The sequence below is a fragment of the Microbulbifer agarilyticus genome (assembly GCF_019800665.1).
Classification (GTDB): Bacteria; Pseudomonadota; Gammaproteobacteria; order Pseudomonadales; family Cellvibrionaceae; genus Microbulbifer; species Microbulbifer agarilyticus_C.
The window spans coordinates 247,055-273,426 of record NZ_JAHVKO010000002.1; the positions used below are offsets into that span (position 1 = coordinate 247,055).

Here is a 26,372-nt window from a genome sequence, read left to right on the forward strand (position 1 = left end):
TCTAGCGTCACGCGCAGGGGCTCCCGCGCGCTTAACGCCGTGAGCAACGAGACTCCCATGCACTACGAACTCAATGAAGATCAGGTTGCGTTCCAAGAAACTGCGCGCAAGTTTGCGGAAACCTCCATGGCACCACACGCGGCCAGGTGGGATGCAGAACATATTTTTCCAACCGAATTATTTGTCGAAGCCGGTGCACTGGGATTCATGTCCCTCTATGTGCCGGAAGAAGATGGGGGCATCGGCCTGAGCCGTCTGGACAGCACGCTGGTAATTGAAGAGCTGGCAACGGGATGTACCTCCACCGCCGCCTATATCAGCATTCATAATATGGCACTCAACATGCTCGCCCGCTATGGCAGTGCCGCACTCAAGGCCTATTGGTGCGAGGCCCTCGCTTCCGGGCACCGGCTTGCGAGCTACTGCCTGACAGAGCCGGGCTCTGGATCTGATGCCGCATCCCTGTCCACACGAGCCGACCGGGATGGGGATCAATACATTATCAATGGCAGCAAATGCTTTATTTCCGGCGCAGGTGATACCGACCTGCTGATCACCATGGTACGCACCGGTGAACCGGGTCCCCGCGGCATCACTTGTGTAGCCATTCCCGCCGACACTGCCGGGATTCACTACGGCAAAGCCGAAGAAAAGATGGGCTGGAACAGCCAGCCTACCCGAACCGTCACGTTTGAAAACGTCAAAGTGCCGATTGAAAACCGGCTCGCCGAGGAGGGACAGGGATTCAAACTGGCAATGGAAGCCCTCGATGGAGGTCGAATTAATATCGCAGCCTGTTCCGTAGGCGCAGCCAGAGCTTGTGTGGAACTCTCCAGCGCCTACGTGCAAGAGCGCAAACAGTTCGATCGCCCTGTCGCTGACTTCCAGAACACGCAATTCAAGCTTGCCGACATGGCCACCCAGCTGGTTGCGTCACGGCAAATGATCCGACTGGCCGCCGCCAAGCTCGACCAGGGCTCACCCGATCGCGCGAGCTTTTGTGCGATGGCCAAGCGGTTTGCAACCGATACCTGTTTCTCCATTTGTGATGAGGCGATCCAACTCCACGGTGGCTATGGCTACATCCGCGAGTACCCGATCGAGCGTTACTTTCGCGATACTCGTGTACACAGGATTCTAGAAGGCACCAATGAAATTATGCGCTTGGTCATTGCGCGACAATTGTTATCCGAGCGGCGCGGCACCTTGATTGAATAGCCTCTGCGAAAGTTTTACCGCTCACAGGAATGCGAACGAATACATGGGGAATACATGATGAAAGCAATCAGTCCGACCGAAAAGTTGCTGGTCGAGGTGCGTGATCACATTGCAGTCTTGACGATCAACAATCCGCCCGCCAACACCTGGGATAGGGAAAGCCTCGCGGGGCTCAAAACCATCATCCACCGTCTAGATAGCATGCGCGACATCACGGCTCTCGTAATCCACGGTCAAGGAGAAAAGTTCTTCTCAGCCGGTGCGGACCTGAAGCAGTTTGCTTCCGGAGACAAGGTGACGGCGGCGGAAGTCGCGCGACTGTTCGGGGAGGCCTTTGAAGCACTGGCGCAATTTGAAGGGGTAGCGATTGCTGCGGTGAACGGCTATGCCATGGGCGGTGGTCTCGAGTGTGCCCTCGCCTGTGACATTCGCATCTTCGAAACACATGCCCAGGTCGCGTTGCCCGAAGCCAAGGTGGGGCTACTACCCTGTGCCGGGGGCACCCAACGCCTGAGCTGGCTCGTAGGCGAAGGCTGGACCTCGCGTTTAATCCTGTGTGGCGAACGCATCAGTGCAGACACAGCAGAAAAAATAGGGCTCGCTCAGGAAATCGTCCCGAAGGGGCAGGCCCTGGAACAGGCGATCCTGCTGGCCACGCAAGTCGCCCAGCAGAGTCCGGATGCGATCCGCAGCTGTAAAAGCTTGATGATACAAGCACGTGAACATGCAATTTCAGCGGGTTTGAAATCCGAGCGCACGCTTTTTGTCGACCTTATCGGCGAACAAAACCAGCTCGAAGGCACCAACGCGTTTCTCGAAAAACGCAGCCCAGTCTGGCAATAAGCCAAAACACGACCATAAACTGATCATGGAAGGCCTATGAACGAAGAGATCACCGCCGAGGTCCGGCCAGCTCAGGGCGGCGCTATTGGTATCCTCACTCTGAATGCCAGCCAGAGATTAAACAGCTTGTCACTGGACATGGTACGGGCACTGTCCAAACAACTGCGCGCGTGGCAAACAGACGACTCCATTGCTGCGGTATTCCTACAGGGCGCCGGTGAAAAAGCATTGTGTGCAGGGGGAGACGTACAAAAGCTCTACCGCTCAGCGGTGGCAGCAAACGGTGGGCCCAACACCTACGCAGAAACGTTCTTTCACGAAGAGTATCGCCTGGACTATTTGATCCACACGTTTGGCAAGCCGGTCATTTGTTGGGGGCATGGCATCGTCATGGGTGGGGGGCTCGGTCTGATGGCCGGTGCCAGCCATAAGGTAGGCACTGAGCGCACACGTATTGCCATGCCGGAAATTACCATCGGCCTCTACCCCGACGTTGGCGGCAGCTACTTTCTCAACCGCATGCCCCACCAAATCGGCCTGTTTCTGGGGCTTACGGCAACCTCGCTGAACCTCACCGACGCGCTGTTTGTCGGCCTCGTGGACTACACGGCGCCCGCAGAGAAGCGCGAGGAGATACTCGCGCAATTGTGTAGCCAAGTTTGGCTCCCCGGTACAGAAGAGAAGATTAATCATGCAATCGCCAGCGAGATCTTATCTGCCTACCAACTCGACACAATGCCCACGGGGCAATTGCAACCTTATTGCCAACAAATTGAAAGTGCCTGTAGTGAGGACACGCTCACCAATATAACCAACGCCATCTTGGATTTACCTGACGATGCTCCATGGCTGCAAAAAGCCAAGGCCGCACTCAGGGCCGGATCGCCACTCTCGGCAAGACTGATTCATGAACAACTGCAGCGCTGCGCAGACATGTCCCTCGCCGATGTTTTCAGGGCAGAGCTGCTGCTCTCCACCCACGTGGTGCGTCAACCGGACTTTGCCGAGGGCGTACGGGCGCTACTCATCGACAAGGACAACAAGCCCCGATGGCAATTCGACAGTATCGAGCAGATTCCACTGGCACTGATCGAAACCTGCTTCGCACAACCCTGGGCAAGAAACCCCCTTTCAGATCTGTAACCGCATCCCCAAGAGGAAACAGCAATGACGACGATCGCATTTATCGGACTGGGTAATATGGGCGGCCCCATGGCAGCCAACCTTGTAGCTGCAGGGCACGACGTTCGTGTGTTTGACCTGTCAGATACCGCCATACAATCCCTAGTTAAACTTGGCGCAAAGGCCGCAAAGAACCCGTTCGACGCCGCTGACAATGCCCAGGTAGTGATCTCCATGTTACCCGCTGGGCAACATGTGGCAGGTCTGTATCTGGGTGACGACCGTGCAGCGGGACTGCTCGATACCATAAGCACGGATTGTCTGGTATTGGATTGCTCAACCATCGATGTTGATACGGTCCGAAAGGTACAACAGAAGGCCGGCGAACGCGGGCTACAGTTTCTCGATGCCCCCGTTTCCGGCGGTGTAGCGGCGGCTCAGGCCGGCACACTGACATTTATGTGCGGCGGCGAGAAGGCCGGGTTCGAACAGGCAAAATCTGTTTTGTCTGCGATGGGTCAAAATATCTTCCATGCTGGTAGCCACGGCGCAGGACAGGTCGCCAAAATGTGCAACAACATGTTGCTCGCCATTCATATGATTGGCACCAGCGAAGCATTGAAGATGGGGGCAAATAGCGGGCTGGACCCAAGTATTCTCTCCGAGATTATGTTGAAGAGTTCCGGGCGCAACTGGTCTCTGGAGCTGTACAACCCCTATCCGGGCGTCATGGATAGTCCGGCATCACGAGGATACCAACCAGGCTTTATGGTGGACCTTATGACCAAGGATCTGGGGCTTGCGATTGCCAACGCCAAGGACACCAACAGCAAAGTTCCACTGGGGCAGCACGCCGAGGCGCTCTATCGCGAAAAGCAACTGGCAGGTGATGGCAAGAAGGACTTCTCCAGTATTCTGGAAATCCTTGAGCACGCCTGATACCGCAACGACTACTGCCAGGTAGTGGATGTATTGCTCGGCGTGCTTTACCTGAATAAAAAAAGGGCTCTTGATCGAGCCCTATAACCCCAACACAAATTTGGAAACAATGTTGCGCTGAACTTCCTGCGACCCACCAAAAATGGAGGCGGCGCGATTGTTCAGATATCTCGGGACAATCGAGCTGATATAGTCTGGCCGTTCGTCGCTGCCATCTTCGACAGGATCCATTGGAATGCCCTGGTATCCAATTACTTCAACTGCCAGCTCATTAACCGCCTGCTCAATACGGGTATAGGTGAGCTTCATCACCGACGACTCCGGTCCCGGCGCCCCCCCACTACTGAGTGACGACAAAATACGCAGCTCGATAATTTCCAGCGCCTTCAGATCAATATCAATTCTCGCCACTTTGCGCGCAATCGAGCCGGAACGATCGAACCCCGGGGTAGATTTTTGCACATCAGCAATGAGGTCTTTCAGCTGATTCAACTCGTGGCGAATTCGGTCACCACTGAAACCACCGCCCCGCTCAAACTCAAGAAGATATTTGGCATAAGTCCACCCCTTGTTTTCCTCGCCAATACGGTTGGACTGTGGAACCCGTACATTATCGAAGAAGACCTGGTTCACCTCATGGTCACCCGCCATGGTGACAATGGGCTCAACGGTAATTCCGGGGGTGCGCATATCCACCAGCAGGAAGCTGATGCCGTGCTGAGGCTTGCATTGACTATCGGTACGAACCAGACAAAAAATATGATCCGCAAGATGCGCATGTGTTGTCCAGATCTTGGAGCCGTTCAGGAGGTAATCGTTGCCATCGGCCTCAGCCTTCAGCTTCAGGCTGGCCAGGTCGGACCCAGCACCCGGTTCCGAGTATCCCTGGCACCAGTAGTGTTCGCCGCTCAGCATCTTGGGCAGGTATTCCGCCTTTTGCTCCTCCGAGCCAAATGCCATGATGACAGGCGCGAGCATGAGTAGGCCAAGAGGAATCAGCATCGGTGCACCTGCGTGGTAGCACTCTTTACTAAAGAGGTACTTCTGGGTCGCTGTCCACCCGGTGCCACCATGCTCTACCGGCCATTGCGGTACCGCCCAGCCTTTTTCTGCCAGAATCCCCTGCCACTCCAGTGCAATATCCTTGTCTACGAAAACACCACTACCATTGCGCGTCGCTTCGACAATATGTGCTGGCAAATTTTCCTGCAGAAATGCGTGCACTTCCTGCTGAAATGCCAGCTCTTCCTGGCTAAACGATAGGTCCATACTCACCGTTCCCTATGATTGATTCTCTAACGGCCCACTCTGATTTTTCTGCGAGCAACATCTACTGTGAAATAGGATCCATCGCCCAACAGATACCTCTACGGAGCAGTTCATAGAACTCTTCGGTTCGCCAGGCGCCCTCCTCGGGTTCCGGATACTCCTCAATCGCCGGCTGCATATCGTATTTGCCACGGCAATGGCCTAGCGTGAGATACAAAACCTGTCCCTCGCCGTAGGGATGGATATAGAGCACCGGCTGAATATCATCCTCTTTCACCCAATCGTTGCTGGTGAAATTTTCAACCGGGTCATTCCAGTGGGTATGCAGTAAGGTCTGGTATTCGCCGTGAAATTTACTCAGGTAGAGTTCGTCATCGACCTTGAATGATGGAATGCCCTTCACCAGTGGGTGTTCAGGCTCCGTAGCCTTCACCTCATATTCGTGAATCGGCGGGTGCGCCATAAACTGGCTGCCGAGCATTTGCATAAAAGGAACATTGTCTTCCGGGCAATCGACAGTGAAATCACCGTCGTTCACGAGAAAACGGAGAATCGAGTTGGTACCGTGCAACGCGAACCATTTTTTCCCAGAGCGGACGTACTCACATAAGCGCGTCGTTTGCTCCAGAGTCGGGATCACATCACAGGTGTAGGTGATGATGAAATCAGATTCGCAGATTGCATCAATGTCACTGTAGTCAGCGCCCACCTTGACCTTGACTCTGGGTTGCTCTGCAAGCAGCTTCAACAATTCAACTCGCGCGTGGTCAATATTGTGGTATTTACCACCTGCAACGAGATAGACATCAATACGATCACTTTTACCCATAGCGCCCTCCGGTCATTCGCGAAGAAAGTAACGGGACGCAATCGTCCTTGCGCCCCGTGTGACACAGCCAGTGCTTCAGATTACAGCTGTACCCGTTTGGTAAAGCCGCCATCAGCCACCAGATTTACACCGGTGATGAGACTCGCTGCCGGGCTTGCCAGGAAAGTCACCGCATTGGCAATTTCCTCAGGACTGCCCATACGCCCCTGTGGAATTTGCGCCAGAGTACCTTCATACAGGTCCATCATATTTTCTTTGATGAAATCCCAGGCTCCCCCCTGGACAAATACAGGACCTGGAGACACACAATTCACGCGTACCCCCTGCCCTGCAACGGCCTGGCTCAATTGCTTACCGTAAATCACCAGAGCTCCCTTCAGCGCGTTATAGGGCTGGGGCCCCATAAAGGTCTCGACACCAGCGGTACTCGCGATAATCACAATAGAGGCTGCTTTGGAATGCTCGAGGAAAGGCATCGCCGCTTCTACGCCACGGGTTGTACCAAGGACATCGACATTCAGATTATTGATCCAGCCCTCATCCCCCATGTTGCCGCCGCCAGCACTCACATTGGGTACGAAGATATCGATACCGCCGAGCTCATCCCCAGCACTCGCCACCCATGATTGATAGGCATCTTTGTCAGCAACATCCACCACCGCACCGATGACTTTGACACCCTTTCCACTCAGTGCCTTTACCGCCGTATCAACTTCTTCTTGATTTCTGGAGCATATGGCGAGGTCAACACCTTCGCTGGCCAATTGTTCTGCTATCGCACGCCCGATACCGCGGGTTGCACCTGTAATGACTGCCTTTTTTCCGGAAAGCCCGAGATCCATAACAATCTCCTAGTGTGTTGGTAGCTGCCCGGTTAGATAGGGAGTCCTTACCGGGGCAGTGTTGTTGGTTATTTAGCGACCATCTAACAGCAGGGTAACAAACCTGAAAATTAAAAACAATCAGTGTTGACTGTTTGTTTTTGCTTGGATAGGCTGTCTGTAAGAATTGAGATTCAGGCGCTCTACCAGTGATGGCAGTGATCGAAAGGCGCTTTGCATCTCCCTGTCAGCCGTACATAACAGCCACGTAAACCATTGGGATACCACTATGAAAGCAGCGGTGTTTAAAGAGGTTGGCCAGCCATTGAGCGTTGAAACCGTTGAGGATCCAACGCCCTCCTCCGGCGAACTGGTTATGAAGGTCGCTTACTGCGGCGTTTGTGGCACAGATCTCCACGCCACCCGCGAAGGCTTGACCACAGCCTGCTGCGGACAAATCCTCGGGCATGAGTTTGTCGGTGAGATTGCCGAGGTAGGTAAACACGCTGAGGGTAATTGGGCGGTTGGCGACCGGGTTTGCTCAATACCGTTTATCGGTTGTGGGAAGTGTGCAGCCTGTGCAACCGGGCAATTCTTCCAGTGCGAGGAAAAGAAGATATCTGGCGTAAACGATCAGGGCGGCTTTGCCGAATATGTAACCGCTGGCGCACGCGAAACCATTCTCATCCCAGACAGTCTGGACCTCAAAACCGCAGCCTTGATTGAGCCGCTGGCTGTCGGGCTGCACGCAGTACGTGTCGCCAACCTAAAAGCCGGTGACCGAGTACTGATCACGGGCGCAGGCCCCATTGGGCTCACGGTCGCGCTTTGGGCCAAATTCTTTGGGGCTCGGGACGTTGTTGTCAGTGAGCTTGCCGAGTCCCGTGCAGAACTGGCGAAGAAGATGGGAGCCAATCACGTTGTGCAACCGGACGTCAGTGCCGGTGCCATGGGGCTGCTCGAGCAATTTAGTGATCTTACTGGTTCAGCGCCGGACATCATTTTTGAATGCGTCGGCGCTCCCGGCCTGCTCCAGCAGTGTATGGAAATGGCCCCTTATGGCGGCAAGATTGTACCGGTGGGGGTATGTGAGCAACCGGACAACATCATGCCCTTCCTGGGCCTGGTCAAAGAACTCAACCTGCAATTCGCCATCGCCTACACCAAGGACGACTTTGAGACATCAATCGCCATGCTCGCAGAACGACGCATTGATATCGAGCCAATGATTACCGATGTGGTGAGTCTCGATGACTTGCCTGGTGTTTTTGAGGCGCTGAGAACGCCAACGCACCAATGCAAGGTGCTTACGCAAATCAGCCAGTAGCCTTACGGACTTTATCGCACCCCTGAATGCCTCGAGGAGGCCAGGTTTGGGCCCACACATGTGGGCCCTTTTTTTGTTTCTTTGTGTGGCATTGCGTAACTAAGCAACTAAGTGGTCGCTATCAGTTCTTCCTGCACACGCACACTGGAACGTACCAACGTCCGCTTCGGCCCACAACTCCGTTTTCTGGTACTTACTGGAGTATTAACAACGTCCCGGAGAGGCACTGCAACAAACGAAGCACGCACCCGCTCTGTAGGCACCTCACCGTATGTGGTGGTACGTTGCTCTGGTGCTCGCCCCATACGTTGAATCAGCGCTTCCATACAGGTGGGTGTCTTTTCCTGCCCATGCGCCGCGCCGGCAGAACGGGTAATGGTTTCGTTCATCAGAGTTCCCCCCAAATCATTGGCACCACTATTGAGGCAAGCGGCGATCCCCGCCTCACCCATTTTTACCCAAGACGTCTGAATATTGTCGATGGAGCCGTGCAAAGCCAGTCGGGCAACCGCATGCATCAGCAAGGTTTCCCTGAACGTCGGCCCCATCCTTGCCTTACCCTTCAGGTAAATCGGCGATTCCTGAGCCACAAACGGCAGGGGAACAAACTCAGTAAAACCGCCGGTACGCGACTGAACATCGCGCACACGCAACAGATGACGAGCCCAGTGAATCGGGCGGTCAACGTGACCAAACATAATTGTGGCGGTGGTGCGGAGGCCCACTTCATGGGCTGTTTCAATCACTTCAAGCCATTCGCTGGTGTTCAGTTTGTCCGCACAAATTACCTGGCGTACTTCATCGTCCAACACTTCCGCGGCAGTGCCAGGCAGACTACTTAAACCCGCATCCTTTAACGCCTGCAGAAACTCCCGTACAGGAACCCCCACGGTCTTCGCTCCTTGCCATACCTCAAGTGGGGAGAATGCATGGACATGCATGCCCGGGGTCACTGACTTAATCGCCTTCAATATAGCCAGGTAGGTCTCACCGGTGTAATCCGGGTGAATACCGCCTTGCATACATACCTCGGTCGCCCCGCGCTCCCACGCCTCCGTAGATCTTCGCTGAATTTCCTCCAGCGATAGATCGTAGGGAAGACCACGCAAGTTCTCGCTCAATTTTCCTTTGGAAAACGCGCAAAACTGACACTTGAAATAGCAAATATTGGTGTAATTAATATTTCGATTCACCACATACCGGACCGTGTCACCGTTCACCGCTTGTCGCAGACGGTCTGCCGCTGCGCAAACAAACGACACTTCTGGCCCACGGGCCAAAAATAACCGCTCTACCTCTCGCTCCGACAGCGTCTCACCACGAGACGCCTTGGCCACAATCGACTTTAGTGTATCGCTCACACACCGGTCGTCGCTCACATCGCTCAGGGCACGCAATGTCGTCGCGGGGGCACCCGTACTCTGCCCAGAGACCCAGTCGTCGATTCGAGGGTAACCGTCACTGTCCAGCATCTTCAAAATTGGCTGCTGTAGTGCCGCGTCCAACCATTCTGGCCCCGCGAGCGCATATTCTGGATAGATGGTAAGACGCTGCTGGAGAAACTTGCCACAGAGTGCTGACTCGCGTGCCAGTTTCTCCACGTGCGGCCACGGTGCCTCGGGATTGACGAAATCCGGGGTAACAGGAGAAACACCACCCCAATCGTTGATTCCTGCATCAATCAACCTGGGCAACACACCGGGACTTAAATTTGGCGGAGCCTGGATACTCATCTCTGCGCCAAATATGATCCTTGCCACGGCAATGGTCCATACCAGATCCTCGAGATCTGGCTCCGGCGACTCGGCCATCTTGGTGCCCGGTTTCGCACGGAAATTCTGAATAATCACTTCCTGAATATGGCCGTAGCGTGCATGCACTTCGCGTATCGCCAGTAACGACTCGATCCGCTCCCGCCGAGTTTCACCAATCCCAATCAGAATGCCGGTGGTAAAAGGTACCTTGGCCTCGCCAGCAAGACGTAACGTTTCCAGACGGCGTTCAGGTTGCTTGTCTGGAGAGCCGTAATGCGGCATGCCCTTTTCACACAATCGCGAGGATGCCGACTCCAACATAATACCCATGGAAGCAGACACCGGGCGCAACATCTCGATCTCAGCACGATCCATACACCCCGCATTAATATGCGGTAATACTCCGGTATGTTCGATAACCTGCCCCGCCACATGCGCGACATATTCCAGCGTGGACTTGAAGCCCATTTCCTGCAAAGCCCGTTGCGCCACACTGTAACGATCTTCCGGGCGCTCTCCGAGCGTAAATAAAGCCTCTCGACAGCCCATTGCCTCCGCATCGCGAACCGACGCTAATACCTCATCAACCGACATATACGGAGAATCAATTTTGTTGGGTGTCTGGGCGAAAGTGCAGTAGTGACAGACATCACGACACAATTGCGTCAAAGGAATAAATACTTTGCGTGAATAAGTCACCAGATTGCGATACTGACTATCACGCAGCTTCCGCGCTTGCTGCATGAGCGCAGCAGTATCACTGTACTCGGCAAGTGCGAGCGCCTGCTCATCTGAGGGTAAAGCCGCACCCGAATTGAAAGTCGCCATTGATACTCCTGCCATCAGCTCACCCTGTAATACTGCTCGTCCAAATCCTGCACAACCGCCGTCCTGCTGCCACGCAGCCGCGCAGCAATCCCAGCAGCATATAAATAATGCATCGTGTTCACCGCCCGATCGTCACCCGCAATCCGCAGTAGCGCTTGCAGATCTTCAGGAGTATCGATATCCCGCGAGGCACCCGGTAAGGAGATCGCTTGCAACTGCAGACCTGCACGAAAAGCGGATTTGGAATGCGCAGCAAAACTATTGCTGCCATAGAAAAAGGTCATATCTGCACCAGTTGGGCAGATCAGACAGTTGGTGCCGAGTGCCGGCTTGTCGGGGGCTATCGTCACCACAGAGGGCTGGTCTTCCTGGTAGTGCGTTTCCAGTAGTTCGCTCACTTCTGCATGAGTAATCAAAGGCAGGTCACCGTGCAACACCATCACCTGCTTGATACCGCGAAGCGCCAGAACCTGAATACCGGCATGTACCGCTTCATTGAGCCCCACAGCGGCCAGACTCGACTCGCTCAGGAAGTCGGCATCGAACCGATTGGCTAGGTCACGTGCCGCAAAATCCTGCCCAACTACGAGTACCCCTTTAATTCCGTGGTGTGACTGTAGGACGGTCAACACATCACTGACCATGGCCCGAAATAGCCCACGACGTTCGCCCGGCGCAAGCACGCCAGACAACCGTTGCTTGGCCTCACTAAATCGCTTCAGGGGTAGTAATGCCCACATATCGGAACCCCCTACACCACAAGATCTTGTCGCGCGAAGCACGTGGCATATTGAATAACTTGATCCGCCAGCTCGATCCGATCTTGCAGCGACTGCATCACCGTCGGAGTTACTAACGTATCGATACCCATTGCCTGGATCGCATAGGATTCGCTCGCATCAGCATCGTCGAGCACAAAGCAGTCAAGAATATCCCCATAGTATTTCGCCACTGCCGTGGCAGAGGTCGGCATAGAAAGTTCTTGCATCATTTTTGCCGTCGGACCTTTAATGGCTCTTCCTCCGACAATAGGGGAAACGGCAATAACCGGCGCGTGACATTTGGAAAGCGCTTCTCGCACACCGTCCAAAGCCAGTAATGGCTCGACGCTAACAAACGGGTTGGAAGGACAAATAACAACGCCGGCAAGACTCTCGTCGCGCAGCAGAGACAGAAACTCCGGATGCGCCGCAGCGACATCCACGCCCGCAAAACGAAATCCACTGACTTTCGGTTCACAGCGTTCCTTAACGAAATACTGCTGGAAACCAATTTCGCCGCGTTCAGTCACGACCATGGTTCGGACCGGATCGTCAGACATCGGCAAAACCCTGGCCGAAACCCCCAGCTGACTGCACAAATAGGCCGTCGCTTCTGAAAGACTTTTTCCCGAAGTCCGTAATTGCGTACGAATAAGATGTGTTGCAAGGTCCTGGTCGCCCAATTGGAACCAGGTGTCGACACCAAGCCTTTCCAAAGCAGCAAGATTCGTCCAGGATTCGCCGGAAATTCCCCAGCCCCTTTCCTGATCATTGATGCCAGCCAGGGTGTACATCACCGTATCCAGGTCAGGAGAAATACTGAGACCCAGGTGCTCAAAATCGTCGGCCGTATTGGTTACCACTGTAAGCTGATCAGCCGATAAGCAATGACTAAGCCCCAACGCCAACTTAGCGCCACCAACCCCTCCGGAGAGAGCGAGGATTTTCTTACTTTTAGGAAGCAACTGCATATACTCCTGCATATCGACTAACGAAATAAGTCTTGGCTACGCTCTCGAATTAAGCTGCCAGACCCCAGTTCGGCCTGCGGCAAATTAGCCCCGCGAATCAGTACCGCTGGGACTGCTTCCGCGGCCTGCCCCATCAAAAACGAGGCGGCCGCTGCCAACTCGTCGGCGACGGCCACGGTCGTCGTCTCCAGCGCCCTGCCGAAAAGATCGTCCCTACCCACTAGATCCATAACGGGCTGCAGACCAGCAGTGCCAATCGCAAATCCGATAGTGCCGTTCCGCCACGCCCTGCCGGCGCTATCGTTCATAATGACCGCAACTTCTACACCAGATGCGTCGCGGAGATTGCTTCGCAAGGCGGCTGCGCTGCGATCAGGGTCTTCCGGCAGTAGTAAAACGCGCTCATCCGCTAGATTGGACTCAATATTGGACTGGTCTATGCCTGCATTAGCGTGCACATAGCCGAGACGGTGCTCGACGATGATAGCCCCCGGCCGGTGCCTGAGAACTTCAACGGATTCGTCCAGAATGAGTTGTACCAGGCGAGGATCTTTATCGGTCTTATCAGCCAACTTGCGGGCTTCCGGTGTGATCTGTACCTGATTCAGATAGGCGTAGCGGTTTTCCGCTTTCGAAAATACTTTCTGTGCTAGGACTAGAACATCTCCATCTACCAGGGAGATATCCGCAAGACGGAGAGATCGCCGGACAAGCGCTGCCAAGTCATCCCCCGGTTCTACCAGAGGAAAATCAGGCAAAGCAATCAGTTCCATTCGCTGCGCCATAGTGAAGACTCCGTCCTAAAAACTAGGCTTCAACACCAGTAACACGTACACCAGCGTGCGACTTGTACTGTTTATTGATAAAAATCAATACAGACGTCATTGCTTCAACCGCGGCGGCATTATTAATTGGCCCGGCATGGAGCCCACGCATTCCTACCGCATTTGCCAACTCAATGACCTTTGCGCGCGCTTCTTTGCTATTGCCACAAACGAGCGCATCGCAATCAAGGTCGTCGCCTTCCTGCAAATGAATCGCTGGCACGTTCTGAAAGGCAGATACAACGTGAACTTCGTCACCAAGGAGGGTCTGAGCGATCTGGCCGGCAGAGCCTTGCTCAGGGAGTTGCACACGCGCAACCTTCGGGGGAACCAGTGGCACCGTAACATCAACGAGGATTTTTCCCTGTAGCGAATGCTTCAGAGGCTCTAGGGTACTGGAATGATGGCTAAACGGGACGGTAAGCACGACTACCTCACCCTTTGAGGCAGCTTCGGAATTGTCCATGGCTTCGACAGATGGGCTACTCACACCCCGCTGCTGCAAGATGTCCCGCAGGTCATCCACCGCGGTAGCAGCCTTCTCGGCAGTGCGAGACCCGATAATGACTTTGTAACCGGCTTGTAGCCAGCGACGCGCCAACCCGGTTCCCAGTGCTCCAGTCCCACCAATAATGGCTATTACAGGTTTTTGCTCACTCATCGTCATTCCTATTAACTCTGCATTCGCAGCGTCTTTCGAATTGACCTCCAGAGCTTACAACGATTACCACACGCTCATTTCGAAACGCTGTGACTGCGCAACAACCTAGAAAGTAATATTTATTTCCTTCAAAGGTATCAGATTAAATTAAAACATTCACTCAAAAAATCAGGGGGCATTAAGCCCCCCAAAAGCTACTTCTTAGGTCAAAGTATCATGCTCGAATACTACTCTGCGGTATTGATGTTATACACCCGGGTATAGTGCTCACCATTCCCATTAATACTGGCCGCGAAGTAGTTATTAAACATGGCATGCAAGGTCGTTTCAGTGACATTAATGAACTGCGTCCACTTGGATCCATCGCTAACATTGGTCATCTTCAGGCGCATATTGTGCATAGGGAATGTTGTCCCACGCACGCCAGCATTAAGCCACTTAGGATCTTCGAAGGTCCAAGCACTGTCGTTTACCATACTAAGCACGCCGCCAGTACAACCCGGTGCGTTGTAGGCCACGGTCTTATTGACCCGAACACCATCACGAATCGCAACCAATTCCCGCGTATTGTCAACCGTACACTCATCGTTCAGCCAAAGTCCGTTTAGGCCCGCGTAGTCAGTGCGCTGACGTATGAACAGACCACGCGGTTCCGGCTCGCCCTCTTCCGCGTTCGCCAACTGATCGCCTTCAATTGCAATGACATCTTCCGCAATGGTGCCGTCAGGCTTCGTATAAGTCACATTATGCGATAGGTATCCTCGTGAATTAGTGAACGAACTACCGACAGCCATCTCCCAGGAGAGACCGTGACCTGGGTTCTTAACCCGATCCGTATCAAATACCTCACAGTTCGCGTCGCTGTAGTACTTAACCAGCAAATCCATGCGCTTGCCCTTGGTAAAGGTCAAATTCACAATCTGCGATTTTCCGTTATTAAGCGTGTTACAAGGACCGTCCCACTGCCCGTTATATCGGTTACCGACATTACGGCTGGTCCCAAAGGTTTCGATAAAGGCTTTCAGATCTGCCTTATCCTGGGCATTGAAGTAACAACCGAATTCATGGCCTTGATTGGAAAACTGAGTATCGGGTTGAGTCGCATCACTAACACGGCCATCTACGCAAGTGAATAGTTCATCAAGGCCGCGAACAGAACCATTGTGAAGGAGTCGCTCATTGTCCCACATTGAAATGAAGCGGGGAGACTTAACTTGCCTCGTATAAATACCGGTCTCACCGGCAGGGAAGCGATCACGTATGGGAGCGATATTCGTCTCCCAACCGCCTATACCGCCAAACAAAGCATCATCCCAATATAGATCCATAATATTGGCATGACCGTCTTCTACTTCGATCTCAGCATGATCATATGGACGACTGGTCTCCCCACCCGGTCCGTTATGACAACTGGCACATTGGTTATCAAAGATCGACTCCCCCCTCTTCGCGCTAACCAGGTCGAAGGTCCGATCCAAAGGAAGATCAGGCTCATCAAATGATTCGATATAGCGCACTATCGGCATATAGCGATATTCATTTACCCAATAATTATACTCAGCACGTGAACCGGGATTTTCGATATCGCTCGGAGTGAGTGTAATGAATGAACGTACAAAATTTATCAAGTCAAACGAACCGCCATGCCAACCAAGACCGGCTTGATATTCAAATCCATGTTGTTTCTGAACATTCACGTCCGAAACGACATTAGGTAAGTTGAGAATACGAGTAATTGTAAACTGTCCATCGTCCTGCATTGGAGGAACAAGGAAATCCATCACTCCCGACCACGTCGCCCAACCTTGCCTCTGTTGATCTAAAGTGGAGGCTATTGATGCCCGATCTTCTGCAGTAGAACCCTCATTTAATTCTGCATCCAGGGCAAACCACTCGTCCACAGCACCCGGTGTTGCGCGTGCGGCAGCAACAGGTGCTGACAGTTCAACCTGTACTTCAGGTATTACATAAGCATTCAATAGAGATTCGGCAACCTCATCCGTCCCGCCTACCAAATTCGGTGCTTGAAAGAGAAAAGCGTATGGGAGCTGACCTTGAGCGGCGATCATCTTCGCATAGTCGTAACGCGTGTTACCGATGCCGACGGCAAAGTTTCCGTCTCCCATCTTACTGAAGTGGCATGCCGCACAAGTAAAGGCATATACGGGAACGGATGACCCGAAATCACCAGAACTAGAAGCAATACCAACTGGCATTTGCTTGCTACCAATATCGGGGTTATATGGAGATGGCGGAATCGCCGCTACAGGGTTCGGATCTTCATACATCCCATAGTTTTCGAAGCCTGGACCAAAATACTCTTCGAAGTTGCGCAACATAAAATGCATCATCGATTTGGGTGGACCAGTAGTATCAAAGGTCTCGTAAAAATATTGATACTTACCGCATTTGAGCAGGGTAGCTTCATCATAGGTATCCACAAAATTATCTACGATGTACTGCTCCTGCTCGGAGAGTACGGCCATGCTTGTTTCTAAATCACTCAGCTGGCTCAAGATAGCGTCATTGTCTATAAGGTACTGATCGAGATCAGATTGGTACTGATCACATGCGGCTTTCGTCACGTCGTACTCAATTACGGTAGCCAGATCCGGGCCGACGTCATTGGTTACACCGTTATATGACTGGTAGCCAGGTAAAGGCTGCGCCTGACTGCCTGTGGCAATTGATAGCGACACTATCGCTAATAGGAGTAGTGTATTTCTAATTATCATTCTCTCATCCTTTATTATGTTGTGTTTCTAGCTTGAATCTAAATGCATCTACTGCCCTTACTGCTTTACTACCTACTACATATGGAGATCGCTCCCACGAACGCGGGAGCACTACAAAAGCCCCCGCCAAAGCGGGAGCCTATTACTTAGAAATTTGCGGTAAATGCGACACCGTAGTGCCGTGGAGGGGTGTATTGACCAAAGTTAGAGACGGGCGGAATCAGGATCACCCGCGCATAGCGCTCATCGGTGAGGTTTCGCCCATAGAGACTGATCTCATACTTCTCGTCGATATTGAGCCCAAGACTCAGATTGTGGAACGCGGTTGTATCCACCAATCCGAGCGGATCATTACCGAAGATCGTTTGATACTCATCGCGCCAGCGATAATTGTAATTTGCTGTGAAGGCGCCAAAGCTGAGATCCCGAACGTAATCCGCACCGATACCCAGAGTTTTCTCTGGTGCATTGCGGATCACGAGACCGGAGTTGTCGGTCGCAATACCGTTGCCACTAATATCTGCGAAGAATTCGTTATATTCCGTATCCAGCAGCCCCACATTCATAAACAGACTGAGATTTGCGGTAATCACTGCGGTCAGTTCAACTTCAAGTCCCTGGATGTCCACGTCGGATGCATTTCTCACCACAGTGCTAACGGACCCGGTTGAGTCAGGAACAATCACATCTTCCTGCTTATCGGAATAGTCACTGACAAATGCGGTCGCATTCAGACGCACACGGTTGTTCAGCCACTCGCTCTTAACGCCCGCTTCCAATGTATCCACGTATTCTGGGTCATAGGACTGCATTCCGTAGACATCTTGGGTTCGCGCAAAGAAACCACCGCTCTTAAAGCCTTTTGCATAGGATCCAAACAACATAACGTCCGGATTGAGTGCATATTGAAGGGCGATGCGCGGAGAGAATTCATTCCAGTCGTCTTTCATGGCAGTAATCGGGCCGGCCGGGACGACTACCATATCGGCGGGCACATAAGTCAGCTCACCGCTGCTACCGCGGAATGTCTTCTCTTCTTGGGTATATCGCCCACCGAGATTCAGCATCAACGCGTCTGTCAGCTGCCAGTCGACGCTGGCAAATAGTGAATAGGCAGTATTGTCTCCTTCACCGGTCAGATCCTGGGAAATGTCACCCGGATTATCACCGACGCCGAAGAAGTACCACATATCGTAGCTTTCCTGCGTCTGCCAGTAGTCGGACTCCCAGTAATACACACCGGCTGTCAGGTTCATGCTATCGTTCAGATCACCGTTGATTCGGAACTCCTGGCTCGTTTGAGAGTACCGATGGGCGGCCTCGACATGCAGGAACGGGTTGCGATTCGCATCGTATTCCACGCGAAAATCTTCTTCGCGGTCCACGTGCCCGGTGATAGCGGTCATCTGCCAGTCGCCAACCATCCAGTTCATCGTCAGGTTCGCGTAGTCGTTTGTAACGGTGGATGTATTCGGCGCATTTACCGAACTTTTTCCCTCGCCACTTTCGTCGTCAAACTCCATACACCCGGAACCGAATGGCACATCGGCCACAGGAATGCCAGGTACGGCTCCCCCCAACGTCGACCAGCAGGCAATACTGTCGGTGGTGCGACTGAAGTTAGACCAGGCACCCACTTCGGAATCATCCTCAATGCGCTCGAACGTTAACGCCACGTCGAATGTATCAGTCACATCGTATGCAAAGGTTGCCCCTAGCTGCTGATAGTCGACGTCACCCAGGTCTTCGTTGATGATATTGTTTTCCACATAGCCATCGTGTTCGGTCTTGTTTGAGTAGAGTTTGACACCACCACTCTCACCGACAGGCGCATTTAATACGGCACTGATTTCCCGCTTATCCCAGTCACCGGCACCCACTTTCACGCGCGCGCCCCATTCTTTGGTGGGTGCGGTACGGATCACATTTACGGCACCGGCAATGGTGTTCTTGCCAAACAATGTCCCCTGCGGCCCCCGCAAGACTTCCACGCGTTCGATATCAAAGTTGTGCAACAGTTGTCCGGCGGCAACCCCAAGGTAAACACCGTCGAGAATCACCCCTGCCGGGGGATCCAGGCTCTTGTCAGTTTCCTGAAAGCTAATACCGCGGATAGAAATAGAGGCGCCATTGTTTCCCGGGATTTGGTCAATGGAGACATTGGGAACATAGTCCTGGACATCCTGCAGGCTTTGGACTGCGGGGTTATCCAATTGAGTGGAAATTGCGGTAACCGAAACCGGCACATCCTGCATGGATTCAGCGCGTTTTCGAGCAGTAACCGTGACTTCCTCAAGCGCTAATTTTTCCTCTTGCGCAAATGCTGAGCTCGGAAAACTTGACACCACAGAAATAGAACCCACTGCGGCCACGGCAGCTGCAATCTTATTCATCTTTATCATGGATTTCTCCGTAGAAATTTCGTAATCCCGAAACGCCCGATCTTCCGAACACCTTGCTCCCGGCATTCAGATACTGCTGTTTTCAAACTGAGCAGACGAAACGGCTTTCATTAGTTACCACTGAACCACCTTCACCAAAATACCATTCATGCAAACAAAACAATCAGGATGTACGGTTTATAATATAGCCATATTTCTTTTTGTTGCAATACAAATTGCTAGCGCATTTCACAAGCGAGTTGTGCGAAAAGTGGGGCAGAATATGGATGTAAAAAAGATGGCCGAAGCAAAGAGATTCGGTAGTAGCTAGTGAATTAATTTATTGAATGACGACAACTTCCCTCCCCCCATTTCGAGCATAGCTATTTCTCGAGGATGTGAAAAAGGTGTAGAAAATTGGTAAAGAGAAAGCGCGGGTGAAGAACTTCCTGGGATTAGGAAGTCCTTCACCGCATCGACCAGAGCGCTCTAGAAATCAGCAGTAAACTGCAATCCGTATGTGCGCGGAGCGTTGTACATACCCATCTGGGAGAGCCCGCCGATTTTTACCAAACGTGCGTAGCGCTCGTTCGTCAAATTTCGGCCATAGAGACTGATCTGATAGGACTCATCGATCGTGAGGTTTGTACTCAAGCTATGCAGCCCCATCGAATCAACATGCCCACGAGGATCATTGAAGAACTCGCTCTCATATTCATCGGACCAGCGGTAGCTATAGTTCACTGACAGCTCGCCAAGTGGCGTTTCACGATAGTAATCGAAACCTGCACCGAAAGTACTATCCGGAGTGTTGCGTAGTTTCAAGTAAGTGTTATCGGTCGGAATCGCGCCCTCACCAGGGAACGCCTCACCATCAACATCCGCAAAGAACTCATTGTATTCAGCATCCAGAATCCCGGCCATCATGTAGATGCTCAGGTCGGTAGTAAGTGCCGCCTGCAGCTCGAGCTCTAGCCCTGAAATCTCCACATCACCGGCGTTACGTACAATCGTATTTACCTGGCCACCTTCTTCCGGAACAAGAATTTCTTCCTGCTTGTCCGTGTAGTCGGTCATAAATGCGGTTGCGTTGAAGCGAACACGGCTATCAAGCCATTCGCTCTTGAGACCGGCTTCATAGGTATCGACGTACTCTGGGTCAAATGATGCAATCGCGGCGACATTTTGGGTTCGAGCAAAGAAGCCACCGCTCTTGAATCCCTTGGCATAGGACGCAAAGGTCATTACATCATCAGTCAGGTTGTATTGCAGAGCGATACGCGGAGAAAACTCGTTCCAGTCATCCGTCAGATTGCGTACAGGCCCCGGGGGAACAAACCCCTGCCCTAGAATTTGAGAATCCCAACCACCGGCTCCACCGGTAAAACTCTTCTCTTCCCAGGTATATCGACCACCAAGGTTTAACGAGAGGTCGTCAGTTAGCGCCCAGTCCAAGCTAGCGAATAGCGCACTGGCTTCACTGGCAACGGAGCCATCGAGGTTTGCACTCACATCGTCAATGGGGAGCGGGAAAGGCACCACGCCGCCCATACCATCGGGGATAGCAAAACCGGGGCCAAAGCCCAGGTAGTACCACATATTGAAGCTATCCTGATACTGCCTCGCATCGGACTCGAAATAGTAGACACCAGCGGTAAGGTTTACATCTTCGTTGAACTGACCGTTGATGCGCAGTTCCTGGCTCAACTGAGAATATTCATGGCCACCGTCGACTGTCAGGAGCTGTACCGGGCTCGAATCCCACTCATAGTTATACGCTTCCTGGCGGTCCTGATAACCGGTGACAGACGTCAACTGCCAATCGCCAAGGCCCCAGTTCATAGTCAGCGTTACGAAGTCATCCTCGATCGCACCGGTGTTCGGGCCATTTGTGGACACACGATCCTCATCGCTGCCCTGGTCCATACTCATACATCCGGAACCAAACTCGGGGTTGGTAGGATCCGCGGGAATATCCACAATACCGGGAATAAACAGGCCACCGACACTGACGAGGCAAGCAATACTGTCATCCGCATTGAAATTCGAGAAAGCGCCACGCTCGGAATCATCATCAATTCGATCATAGGAGAACAATACGTCGAAGTTCTCTGTCACATCGAACGCAACAGCGACGCCCAACTTGAGAGAGTCCAACCCCCCAGCATCTTTGCCGGTGGTGGTATTCTTCCAGTAACCATCGCTTTGTTTTTTGTTTACAGAAAGCTTGAGGCCACCAGATTCGGTAAGTGGTGTGTTTACTATCGCCTTGGTTTCCAGAAGACCGAAGTCGCCGACGCCCAATTGCAGCTTCGCGCCATACTCTTTGGTCGGTTTTGAGCGAATAACATTCACTGCGCCGCCAGTCGTATTCTTACCAAACAGGGTCCCCTGGGGACCACGCAAGACCTCAACCCGCTCCAGATCGAAGCTGTCCATCAGTTGGCCAGCGGTGGTACCCATGAATACGCCGTCCACGATCACACCGACCGGGGCTTCCATGCTCTTGTCGGGATCCTGATGGCTAATACCACGGATGGAAATTGCAGCACCATTGGCGCTCGCAGGACCAAAGTCGAAATTCACATTAGGGGAATAATTATTGATGTCTTGCAGGCTTTTGACTGCCGCATTTTTCAGCTGTGTCGAGATCGCGGTAACCGAGACTGCAACGTCCTGCAGAGATTCTGTCCGCTTACGTGCGGTAACCGTAACTTCCTCGAGAGCAACCTTCTCCTCTTGTGCATGCCCCAAAAGTGGCATCGCCATGAGGGTGGACACTGAGCCAGCCAAAGCCATCCCAGCGGTAATCTTGTTTAGTTTCCTTGTTGTGCGCATTTGTCTCTCCCATCGCTTTTAGTGGTTCCCCACCGGGTTGCAGTCCTTCCCTTGAGAAGGTCAGCCCCTTGACCCCGGTGGCACATGAACAACTCGACATTGGTCAGCGGTTTAATTTTTATGCTGCGTAACCAATATCAGCCCTACCACAAAACAATCAGGACGTACTGTTTATGCTATACAGCGAATTGGGCCCATGGCAAGCGGCTTTTTACTTTAATTTCAAGAAAAATGGTCTGACGCAGAATCAAAGGCGCACAAACGCAACCACAGCATGCGAATAAAGTATTACCAATGCGTACGCCATCCTTTTGATTTTTATCAAGATTTTAATGAGCGTTGAGCGTAAACGGGCGGAAAGCCGAGGCGCACCACACGCTACAGAATGAGACGGTTCTTCCCGCATATGAGAGGAAAAAATCCAGGATTTGGATGATAGAAAAAGAAAATTTTGTCGAGATGAAATGAGGAGGGATAGAACTATGCTTTCGTAGATCGGAAAATGACCGGTCAATCCGTGATGCGCGATCTATTGAAAGATCACATTTCTAAAGAATCTCGCAAATAGAGCGCATGGACTTTCAAATAATTAAAAGTCCTTTCTCAGTAACACTCATATTGAAAGCGCTATTTTGAATATGCCGAGAGCACTCAGAGACTTACCTTAGATCCGGGTTCTTTTCGAATGCAGGCAGCTCACTATCCACCGGAGACCAGTGCGCAGCAGAAGAGCTCCAACAACTGGTGCCAACCTGCACCCAACTGCTGTCGTCGAGTGAACCTGCTTTGATGAAAGTGACCGTATCCAGCTCCTCGACATTGCTGAGAACCTGAGACCCACAGGTCGGACAAAACCCCCGCGAAACATGGGAGCCGTCGGTACCTTCTGTGGTATAGCTCTTGAGACTACCACGCTTGGTCAAAGCTTCTGAGGAGATAAGGACAATCGTCACTTTGCCGCTACCACTCACTCTTTGACAGTCTTTGCAATGGCAGTGCAGCGCCGTCAATACATGTTCCCGCGGAAATTCGTAACGAATCTCTCCACAAAGGCAGCCGCCTTTCACGATACTTGTCATAACTAACTACTCCGTTGTCTTGTACGACTAGTCCAGGATCTCTATAAACGGAAAAATACTCTTTCGAGCTAAAGCCAACGGCTATATCACGTAACGCCTCATCCCGTTTATTTGCTAACCATTTAAAGTCAAACCGTTCATCCAATTTGCATGGAATCCATTCGGTACCCGCGACGGGATATACACCTTTGCGATGGGACCGCTATCCACATTCCCTGCATCAAGTATGGCAAGATAGCGTCCGTCTTCAGGGTGATTAACATACGTCATCAGATAGCCATCCTCTTCCTTCTCGCTGTCTGGATTAGGGATATGTACCGGTTCCCCAGCATTCGCTCCTTCGCCATAGTCCCAGAGCGTAGATTTACCAGTATCCATGTCGTATGCAATTGTGCCGTTATAGCCATGATTAGGGCTTTCGCCCCACTCCTCGGTAGCCGCGGCAGCAAAGCCATAACGATAGGACTGTCCACATCGACGGTCGTCAGATCGAGAAAACTCGCAGTAGGTAGCCCCCACCTTCTCATTCGTCACTGCACCAGTCTTCAGATCCAGCGTTAGTCTATGCATATTGCGCATTTGTTGTTCGACACCTGTACCCAAATCATTGGATACCGGCATGCTCTTCATCCACACATAGTCAATGTAGAGCTTTTGCCCACTCTGGAAACCATTACAGAAATGCCAGCTGAAGAACGTCGGCGCCTCGAACCATTGTGCTTCCCCACCATCTCGATGTACTACAAATATTCGGGTGGCACGGTCACCTTCCCAGACAAACGGGTTTTTGCCTTTCATCGCCGCTTCGATATCCGGAAACGCTGGCGCGAAAAAGCCGACGATATAGTCACCACAAATCTGCATATCGTGGACCATTGCGCGGCGATGCATACCGTGAATGGGAATGGAACGCTTGTGTGCACCGGACTTGTCGAATATTTGGACGGTAAAATACGGAGGCGTAAAGGTTTGTGTATTCGAGATAAGCTCACCGGTCCGGCCGCAGATTTTCGGATGCGCGGTTAACCCTTCGCCGGCTGTCAACAAACCGTCATAGTTATATTCATCTGCAGAAGAGAGGTCCGGACTCATGATATGAGGAAACCCCGCCTCAAACAGCGCAAATAGCTTGCCTCCATGAAGGAGAACATTGGTATTTGCAGGGTTTTTCATCGGGCTGGGTGAGCCTCCAGCAGCAATGGTTTCTTCATCTACGGGGAATGGCTTCCCGTGACTCCCCCAACAGGCACGTTTCAACTGTTCTTCGACTTTAAACCACTGTGTTCTCACCCAGCGATTGCGATAATGTACACGGCCATCCTTGAAATAGACCGCATGGATCATGCCGTCGCCATCCACTGGATACACGTAGTGATCTGGCTGCCAGGCAACGTTTGGACCATTCCGCATGAAGGCACCGGTAATATTCTCCGGGAGTTTACCCTCAACTCGCAGCCCGCCTTCCCCCTCTTCAAACGTTGACTCTTCCAAAACAGGGGCATAATTCCCCTGTAGGTAGGGAAAACGTGAAAGATCCATCTCGGGCCGTGTAGCCATCGCCAAACTCCTAACTTATCCTTATTTGTTCAGGTCGCCTTACCACGAGTAGCGCCAACGCTCCGCGTACATTTCCCCTATAGGGCCGCAGATACCTCTGTGTTGGCTACGCGTTCCATCGCACGCGCAAACAAATCCAAATTACCCTTTGATCCAAATACCTCAAGGCGCGATTTCAAAATTTTCCACTTTCCACCAATTCGCTGATAGGAATTGGTGTACTCACCAATCACGGTAATAACATCTTCGGGCCCGGCCACCGGCATCGATGCATCGGGAAAAATAATATGATCTGCGACCATATAGGCTTTACAGCTTGGTAACTCGCCCGACACGTCGACCCGAAAATTTGTAATTACGTGGTGCGTTAGATCAAACCCACCGATGTTGTGCCGCAACCGGCTAACCCACTCATCCGCATCCTTGGGCTTATCTGGCGAAACCGTTGGATCGACAGCGGGGCCATAATCAAGATACAGTTCATCGGCAAAGCATCGCCGTACCTTTTGCCAGTTTTTTCGATCAAGACCTTCGGCGTAAGCGTAGTAACTGGCACGAAACGAAGACTCTAACTGGAGAAAATCAGTTTCATTCATTGGTTAGTCCCTGAGAATCAGTCGCGGTGATCGAGTTAGATTTTTGGAACCATACCTTCGGTAATGGTCACCGTATTATCGACCACCATTTCTGCTCCATTGACAGATACCGACTCATCTGAGGAGAGGAAAAGCACCATATTGGCCACATCCATTGGATCGCCAACCCAACTTTTCTTCATCTGCGCAGCAGTTACTGGATCGTGTTCCAAAACGATGTTGTACATCGTATCGAGCATTGGTGTGGACATATTGCCCGGATGGATAGAGTTACAGCGAACGCCATAACCAGCTTGAGCACTTAAACAAGCGACTGACTTAGTCATGCCTCGAATAGCACTCTTGGACGCGGCATAAGCAAAAATTGCTGGCCCGCCCTGGATGCTCGCAGTGGAGCACATATTAATGATTGACCCACGCCCTTGTGTTTTCATCACGCGAAGGGCGTGCTTACAGCCGAAAAATGTACCGTCGGTGCCCACCGCGTTGACTTTGCGCCATAGCGATTCAGTCGTCTGCTCAATCGTGGCCAGCTCGGCAATACCGGCGCAATTGAGAAGAATATCCAACGATCCGTAGTCCGAAACTACGTCATCGACCAGGGTCTCCCAAGCGGATTCACTGGTGACGTCCAGTTTTACAAACGCTGCACCATCGATCTTTGCTGCTTCAACCTCTCCGCGTGCAACGTCGATATCTGCCATAATCACCGAGGCACCCTCTTCAGCCAACCGCTTCGCTGATGCGAGCCCCAAGCCAGATGCAGCACCCGTGATAATCGCTACTTTACTATCTACACGTCCCATGAAGTAACTGAGCCTCGTATTATTTTAAATTATTAAGACTTCCTGAAAGTTTGTACCACATATAAAAATTTTGCGCATCGAATCACGATAAGCCGTTGAAAAGGCGTGATTACTTGTTCGTTGCATACTTCCGATAAGCTGACAAAGGTTGAAATATGCGCCAAGTAAATATCTCTTTCGATATTCATACCGGCAAACATACCGTCATCAGAC

General features: G+C 52.1%; 20 protein-coding genes. 5 read left to right on the plus strand and 15 right to left on the minus strand.

Features of this window, described 5'->3' with window-relative positions; translation table 11 throughout:
* Positions 1 to 57 precede the first annotated feature (57 nt).
* Genes KUV22_RS05440 through mmsB form a run of 4 tightly spaced genes read left to right on the plus strand, consistent with a single transcriptional unit; the run spans position 58 to position 4,122 of the window.
* Positions 58 to 1,218, plus strand: a complete 1,161-nt coding sequence (locus tag KUV22_RS05440; protein WP_222229146.1) for an acyl-CoA dehydrogenase family protein — start codon at positions 58 to 60, stop codon at positions 1,216 to 1,218.
* 54 nt (positions 1,219 to 1,272) lie between these two features.
* Complete coding sequence (locus KUV22_RS05445; protein WP_222229147.1) at positions 1,273 to 2,061, plus strand: enoyl-CoA hydratase; 789 nt, start codon at positions 1,273 to 1,275, stop codon at positions 2,059 to 2,061.
* Positions 2,062 to 2,097: 36 nt separating this feature from the next.
* Positions 2,098 to 3,204 (plus strand): enoyl-CoA hydratase/isomerase family protein, encoded by a 1,107-nt coding sequence (locus tag KUV22_RS05450; protein ID WP_222229148.1) that lies wholly within the window; start codon positions 2,098 to 2,100, stop codon positions 3,202 to 3,204.
* Between the two features lie 24 nt (positions 3,205 to 3,228).
* Positions 3,229 to 4,122 carry a 3-hydroxyisobutyrate dehydrogenase gene (gene mmsB / locus KUV22_RS05455; protein ID WP_222229150.1) on the plus strand — a complete coding sequence of 298 codons (894 nt, stop codon included), beginning with the start codon at positions 3,229 to 3,231 and terminating at the stop codon, positions 4,120 to 4,122.
* Between the two features lie 81 nt (positions 4,123 to 4,203).
* On the opposite strand, the gene KUV22_RS05460 is transcribed toward mmsB, so the two are convergent.
* From KUV22_RS05460 to KUV22_RS05470, 3 genes are all read right to left on the minus strand, one after another.
* A complete protein-coding gene (locus tag KUV22_RS05460; protein ID WP_222229152.1) occupies positions 4,204 to 5,391 on the minus strand; it encodes an acyl-CoA dehydrogenase family protein in 1,188 nt (395 codons plus the stop codon).
* Between the two features lie 61 nt (positions 5,392 to 5,452).
* Positions 5,453 to 6,220 carry a ThuA domain-containing protein gene (locus tag KUV22_RS05465; RefSeq protein WP_222229154.1) on the minus strand — a complete coding sequence of 256 codons (768 nt, stop codon included), beginning with the start codon at positions 6,218 to 6,220 and terminating at the stop codon, positions 5,453 to 5,455.
* Between the two features lie 80 nt (positions 6,221 to 6,300).
* Complete coding sequence (locus tag KUV22_RS05470) at positions 6,301 to 7,062, minus strand: SDR family NAD(P)-dependent oxidoreductase (protein WP_222229156.1); 762 nt, start codon at positions 7,060 to 7,062, stop codon at positions 6,301 to 6,303.
* Between the two features lie 268 nt (positions 7,063 to 7,330).
* Here KUV22_RS05470 and KUV22_RS05475 point away from each other — a divergent pair, with 268 nt between their 5' ends.
* Positions 7,331 to 8,368 carry a zinc-binding dehydrogenase gene (locus KUV22_RS05475; protein ID WP_222229158.1) on the plus strand — a complete coding sequence of 346 codons (1,038 nt, stop codon included), beginning with the start codon at positions 7,331 to 7,333 and terminating at the stop codon, positions 8,366 to 8,368.
* Between the two features lie 107 nt (positions 8,369 to 8,475).
* Here KUV22_RS05475 and cofH read toward each other — a convergent pair whose 3' ends face one another.
* The 12 genes from cofH to KUV22_RS05535 all read right to left on the minus strand — a co-directional run bounded on the left by cofH (position 8,476) and on the right by KUV22_RS05535 (position 26,159).
* Entirely contained in the window at positions 8,476 to 10,950 is a 2,475-nt protein-coding gene (gene cofH, locus KUV22_RS05480) for a 5-amino-6-(D-ribitylamino)uracil--L-tyrosine 4-hydroxyphenyl transferase CofH (RefSeq protein ID WP_261319190.1), read from the minus strand.
* A gap of 14 nt (positions 10,951 to 10,964) precedes the next feature.
* The gene (cofC, locus tag KUV22_RS05485) at positions 10,965 to 11,690 is read right to left on the minus strand and encodes a 2-phospho-L-lactate guanylyltransferase (RefSeq protein ID WP_222229162.1); all 726 of its coding nucleotides are present in this window, start codon (positions 11,688 to 11,690) and stop codon (positions 10,965 to 10,967) included.
* A gap of 11 nt (positions 11,691 to 11,701) precedes the next feature.
* Positions 11,702 to 12,682 (minus strand): 2-phospho-L-lactate transferase, encoded by a 981-nt coding sequence (gene cofD / locus KUV22_RS05490; protein ID WP_222229164.1) that lies wholly within the window; start codon positions 12,680 to 12,682, stop codon positions 11,702 to 11,704.
* Between the two features lie 17 nt (positions 12,683 to 12,699).
* Positions 12,700 to 13,455, minus strand: a complete 756-nt coding sequence (gene cofE / locus KUV22_RS05495; protein WP_261319191.1) for a coenzyme F420-0:L-glutamate ligase — start codon at positions 13,453 to 13,455, stop codon at positions 12,700 to 12,702.
* Between the two features lie 34 nt (positions 13,456 to 13,489).
* Positions 13,490 to 14,167: an NADPH-dependent F420 reductase gene (gene npdG / locus KUV22_RS05500; protein ID WP_077404792.1), complete on the minus strand. Its 678-nt coding sequence runs from the start codon at positions 14,165 to 14,167 to the stop codon at positions 13,490 to 13,492.
* A 227-nt stretch (positions 14,168 to 14,394) separates the two neighbouring features.
* Complete coding sequence (locus KUV22_RS05505; protein ID WP_222229169.1) at positions 14,395 to 16,902, minus strand: hypothetical protein; 2,508 nt, start codon at positions 16,900 to 16,902, stop codon at positions 14,395 to 14,397.
* 146 nt (positions 16,903 to 17,048) lie between these two features.
* Positions 17,049 to 19,304 (minus strand): TonB-dependent receptor, encoded by a 2,256-nt coding sequence (locus KUV22_RS05510; protein ID WP_222229171.1) that lies wholly within the window; start codon positions 19,302 to 19,304, stop codon positions 17,049 to 17,051.
* Positions 19,305 to 19,772: 468 nt separating this feature from the next.
* A complete protein-coding gene (locus KUV22_RS05515; protein ID WP_222229173.1) occupies positions 19,773 to 22,121 on the minus strand; it encodes a TonB-dependent receptor in 2,349 nt (782 codons plus the stop codon).
* A gap of 659 nt (positions 22,122 to 22,780) precedes the next feature.
* Positions 22,781 to 23,200: a GFA family protein gene (locus KUV22_RS05520; RefSeq protein ID WP_224917092.1), complete on the minus strand. Its 420-nt coding sequence runs from the start codon at positions 23,198 to 23,200 to the stop codon at positions 22,781 to 22,783.
* 114 nt (positions 23,201 to 23,314) lie between these two features.
* A complete protein-coding gene (locus KUV22_RS05525; RefSeq protein ID WP_222229175.1) occupies positions 23,315 to 24,757 on the minus strand; it encodes a carotenoid oxygenase family protein in 1,443 nt (480 codons plus the stop codon).
* 77 nt (positions 24,758 to 24,834) lie between these two features.
* Complete coding sequence (locus KUV22_RS05530; RefSeq protein ID WP_222229177.1) at positions 24,835 to 25,353, minus strand: nuclear transport factor 2 family protein; 519 nt, start codon at positions 25,351 to 25,353, stop codon at positions 24,835 to 24,837.
* A gap of 35 nt (positions 25,354 to 25,388) precedes the next feature.
* Complete coding sequence (locus KUV22_RS05535) at positions 25,389 to 26,159, minus strand: SDR family oxidoreductase (protein WP_222229179.1); 771 nt, start codon at positions 26,157 to 26,159, stop codon at positions 25,389 to 25,391.
* Positions 26,160 to 26,372: the final 213 nt, after the last annotated feature.

Coding starts and splice junctions, on each gene's coding strand:
- KUV22_RS05530 (WP_222229177.1), bottom strand. CDS start 25,353: ATGAATGAAACTGATTTTCTCCAGTTAGAGTCTTCGTTTCGTGCCAGT.
- KUV22_RS05505 (WP_222229169.1), bottom strand. CDS start 16,902: ATGATAATTAGAAATACACTACTCCTATTAGCGATAGTGTCGCTATCA.
- KUV22_RS05515 (WP_222229173.1), bottom strand. CDS start 22,121: ATGCGCACAACAAGGAAACTAAACAAGATTACCGCTGGGATGGCTTTG.
- KUV22_RS05475 (WP_222229158.1), top strand. CDS start 7,331: ATGAAAGCAGCGGTGTTTAAAGAGGTTGGCCAGCCATTGAGCGTTGAA.
- npdG (WP_077404792.1), bottom strand. CDS start 14,167: ATGAGTGAGCAAAAACCTGTAATAGCCATTATTGGTGGGACTGGAGCA.
- cofE (WP_261319191.1), bottom strand. CDS start 13,455: ATGGAACTGATTGCTTTGCCTGATTTTCCTCTGGTAGAACCGGGGGAT.
- KUV22_RS05460 (WP_222229152.1), bottom strand. CDS start 5,391: ATGGACCTATCGTTTAGCCAGGAAGAGCTGGCATTTCAGCAGGAAGTG.
- KUV22_RS05525 (WP_222229175.1), bottom strand. CDS start 24,757: ATGGCTACACGGCCCGAGATGGATCTTTCACGTTTTCCCTACCTACAG.
- KUV22_RS05450 (WP_222229148.1), top strand. CDS start 2,098: ATGAACGAAGAGATCACCGCCGAGGTCCGGCCAGCTCAGGGCGGCGCT.
- mmsB (WP_222229150.1), top strand. CDS start 3,229: ATGACGACGATCGCATTTATCGGACTGGGTAATATGGGCGGCCCCATG.
- KUV22_RS05510 (WP_222229171.1), bottom strand. CDS start 19,304: ATGATAAAGATGAATAAGATTGCAGCTGCCGTGGCCGCAGTGGGTTCT.
- KUV22_RS05520 (WP_224917092.1), bottom strand. CDS start 23,200: ATGACAAGTATCGTGAAAGGCGGCTGCCTTTGTGGAGAGATTCGTTAC.
- KUV22_RS05465 (WP_222229154.1), bottom strand. CDS start 6,220: ATGGGTAAAAGTGATCGTATTGATGTCTATCTCGTTGCAGGTGGTAAA.
- cofH (WP_261319190.1), bottom strand. CDS start 10,950: ATGGCGACTTTCAATTCGGGTGCGGCTTTACCCTCAGATGAGCAGGCG.
- KUV22_RS05445 (WP_222229147.1), top strand. CDS start 1,273: ATGATGAAAGCAATCAGTCCGACCGAAAAGTTGCTGGTCGAGGTGCGT.
- cofD (WP_222229164.1), bottom strand. CDS start 12,682: ATGCAGTTGCTTCCTAAAAGTAAGAAAATCCTCGCTCTCTCCGGAGGG.
- KUV22_RS05470 (WP_222229156.1), bottom strand. CDS start 7,062: ATGGATCTCGGGCTTTCCGGAAAAAAGGCAGTCATTACAGGTGCAACC.
- KUV22_RS05440 (WP_222229146.1), top strand. CDS start 58: ATGCACTACGAACTCAATGAAGATCAGGTTGCGTTCCAAGAAACTGCG.
- cofC (WP_222229162.1), bottom strand. CDS start 11,690: ATGTGGGCATTACTACCCCTGAAGCGATTTAGTGAGGCCAAGCAACGG.
- KUV22_RS05535 (WP_222229179.1), bottom strand. CDS start 26,159: ATGGGACGTGTAGATAGTAAAGTAGCGATTATCACGGGTGCTGCATCT.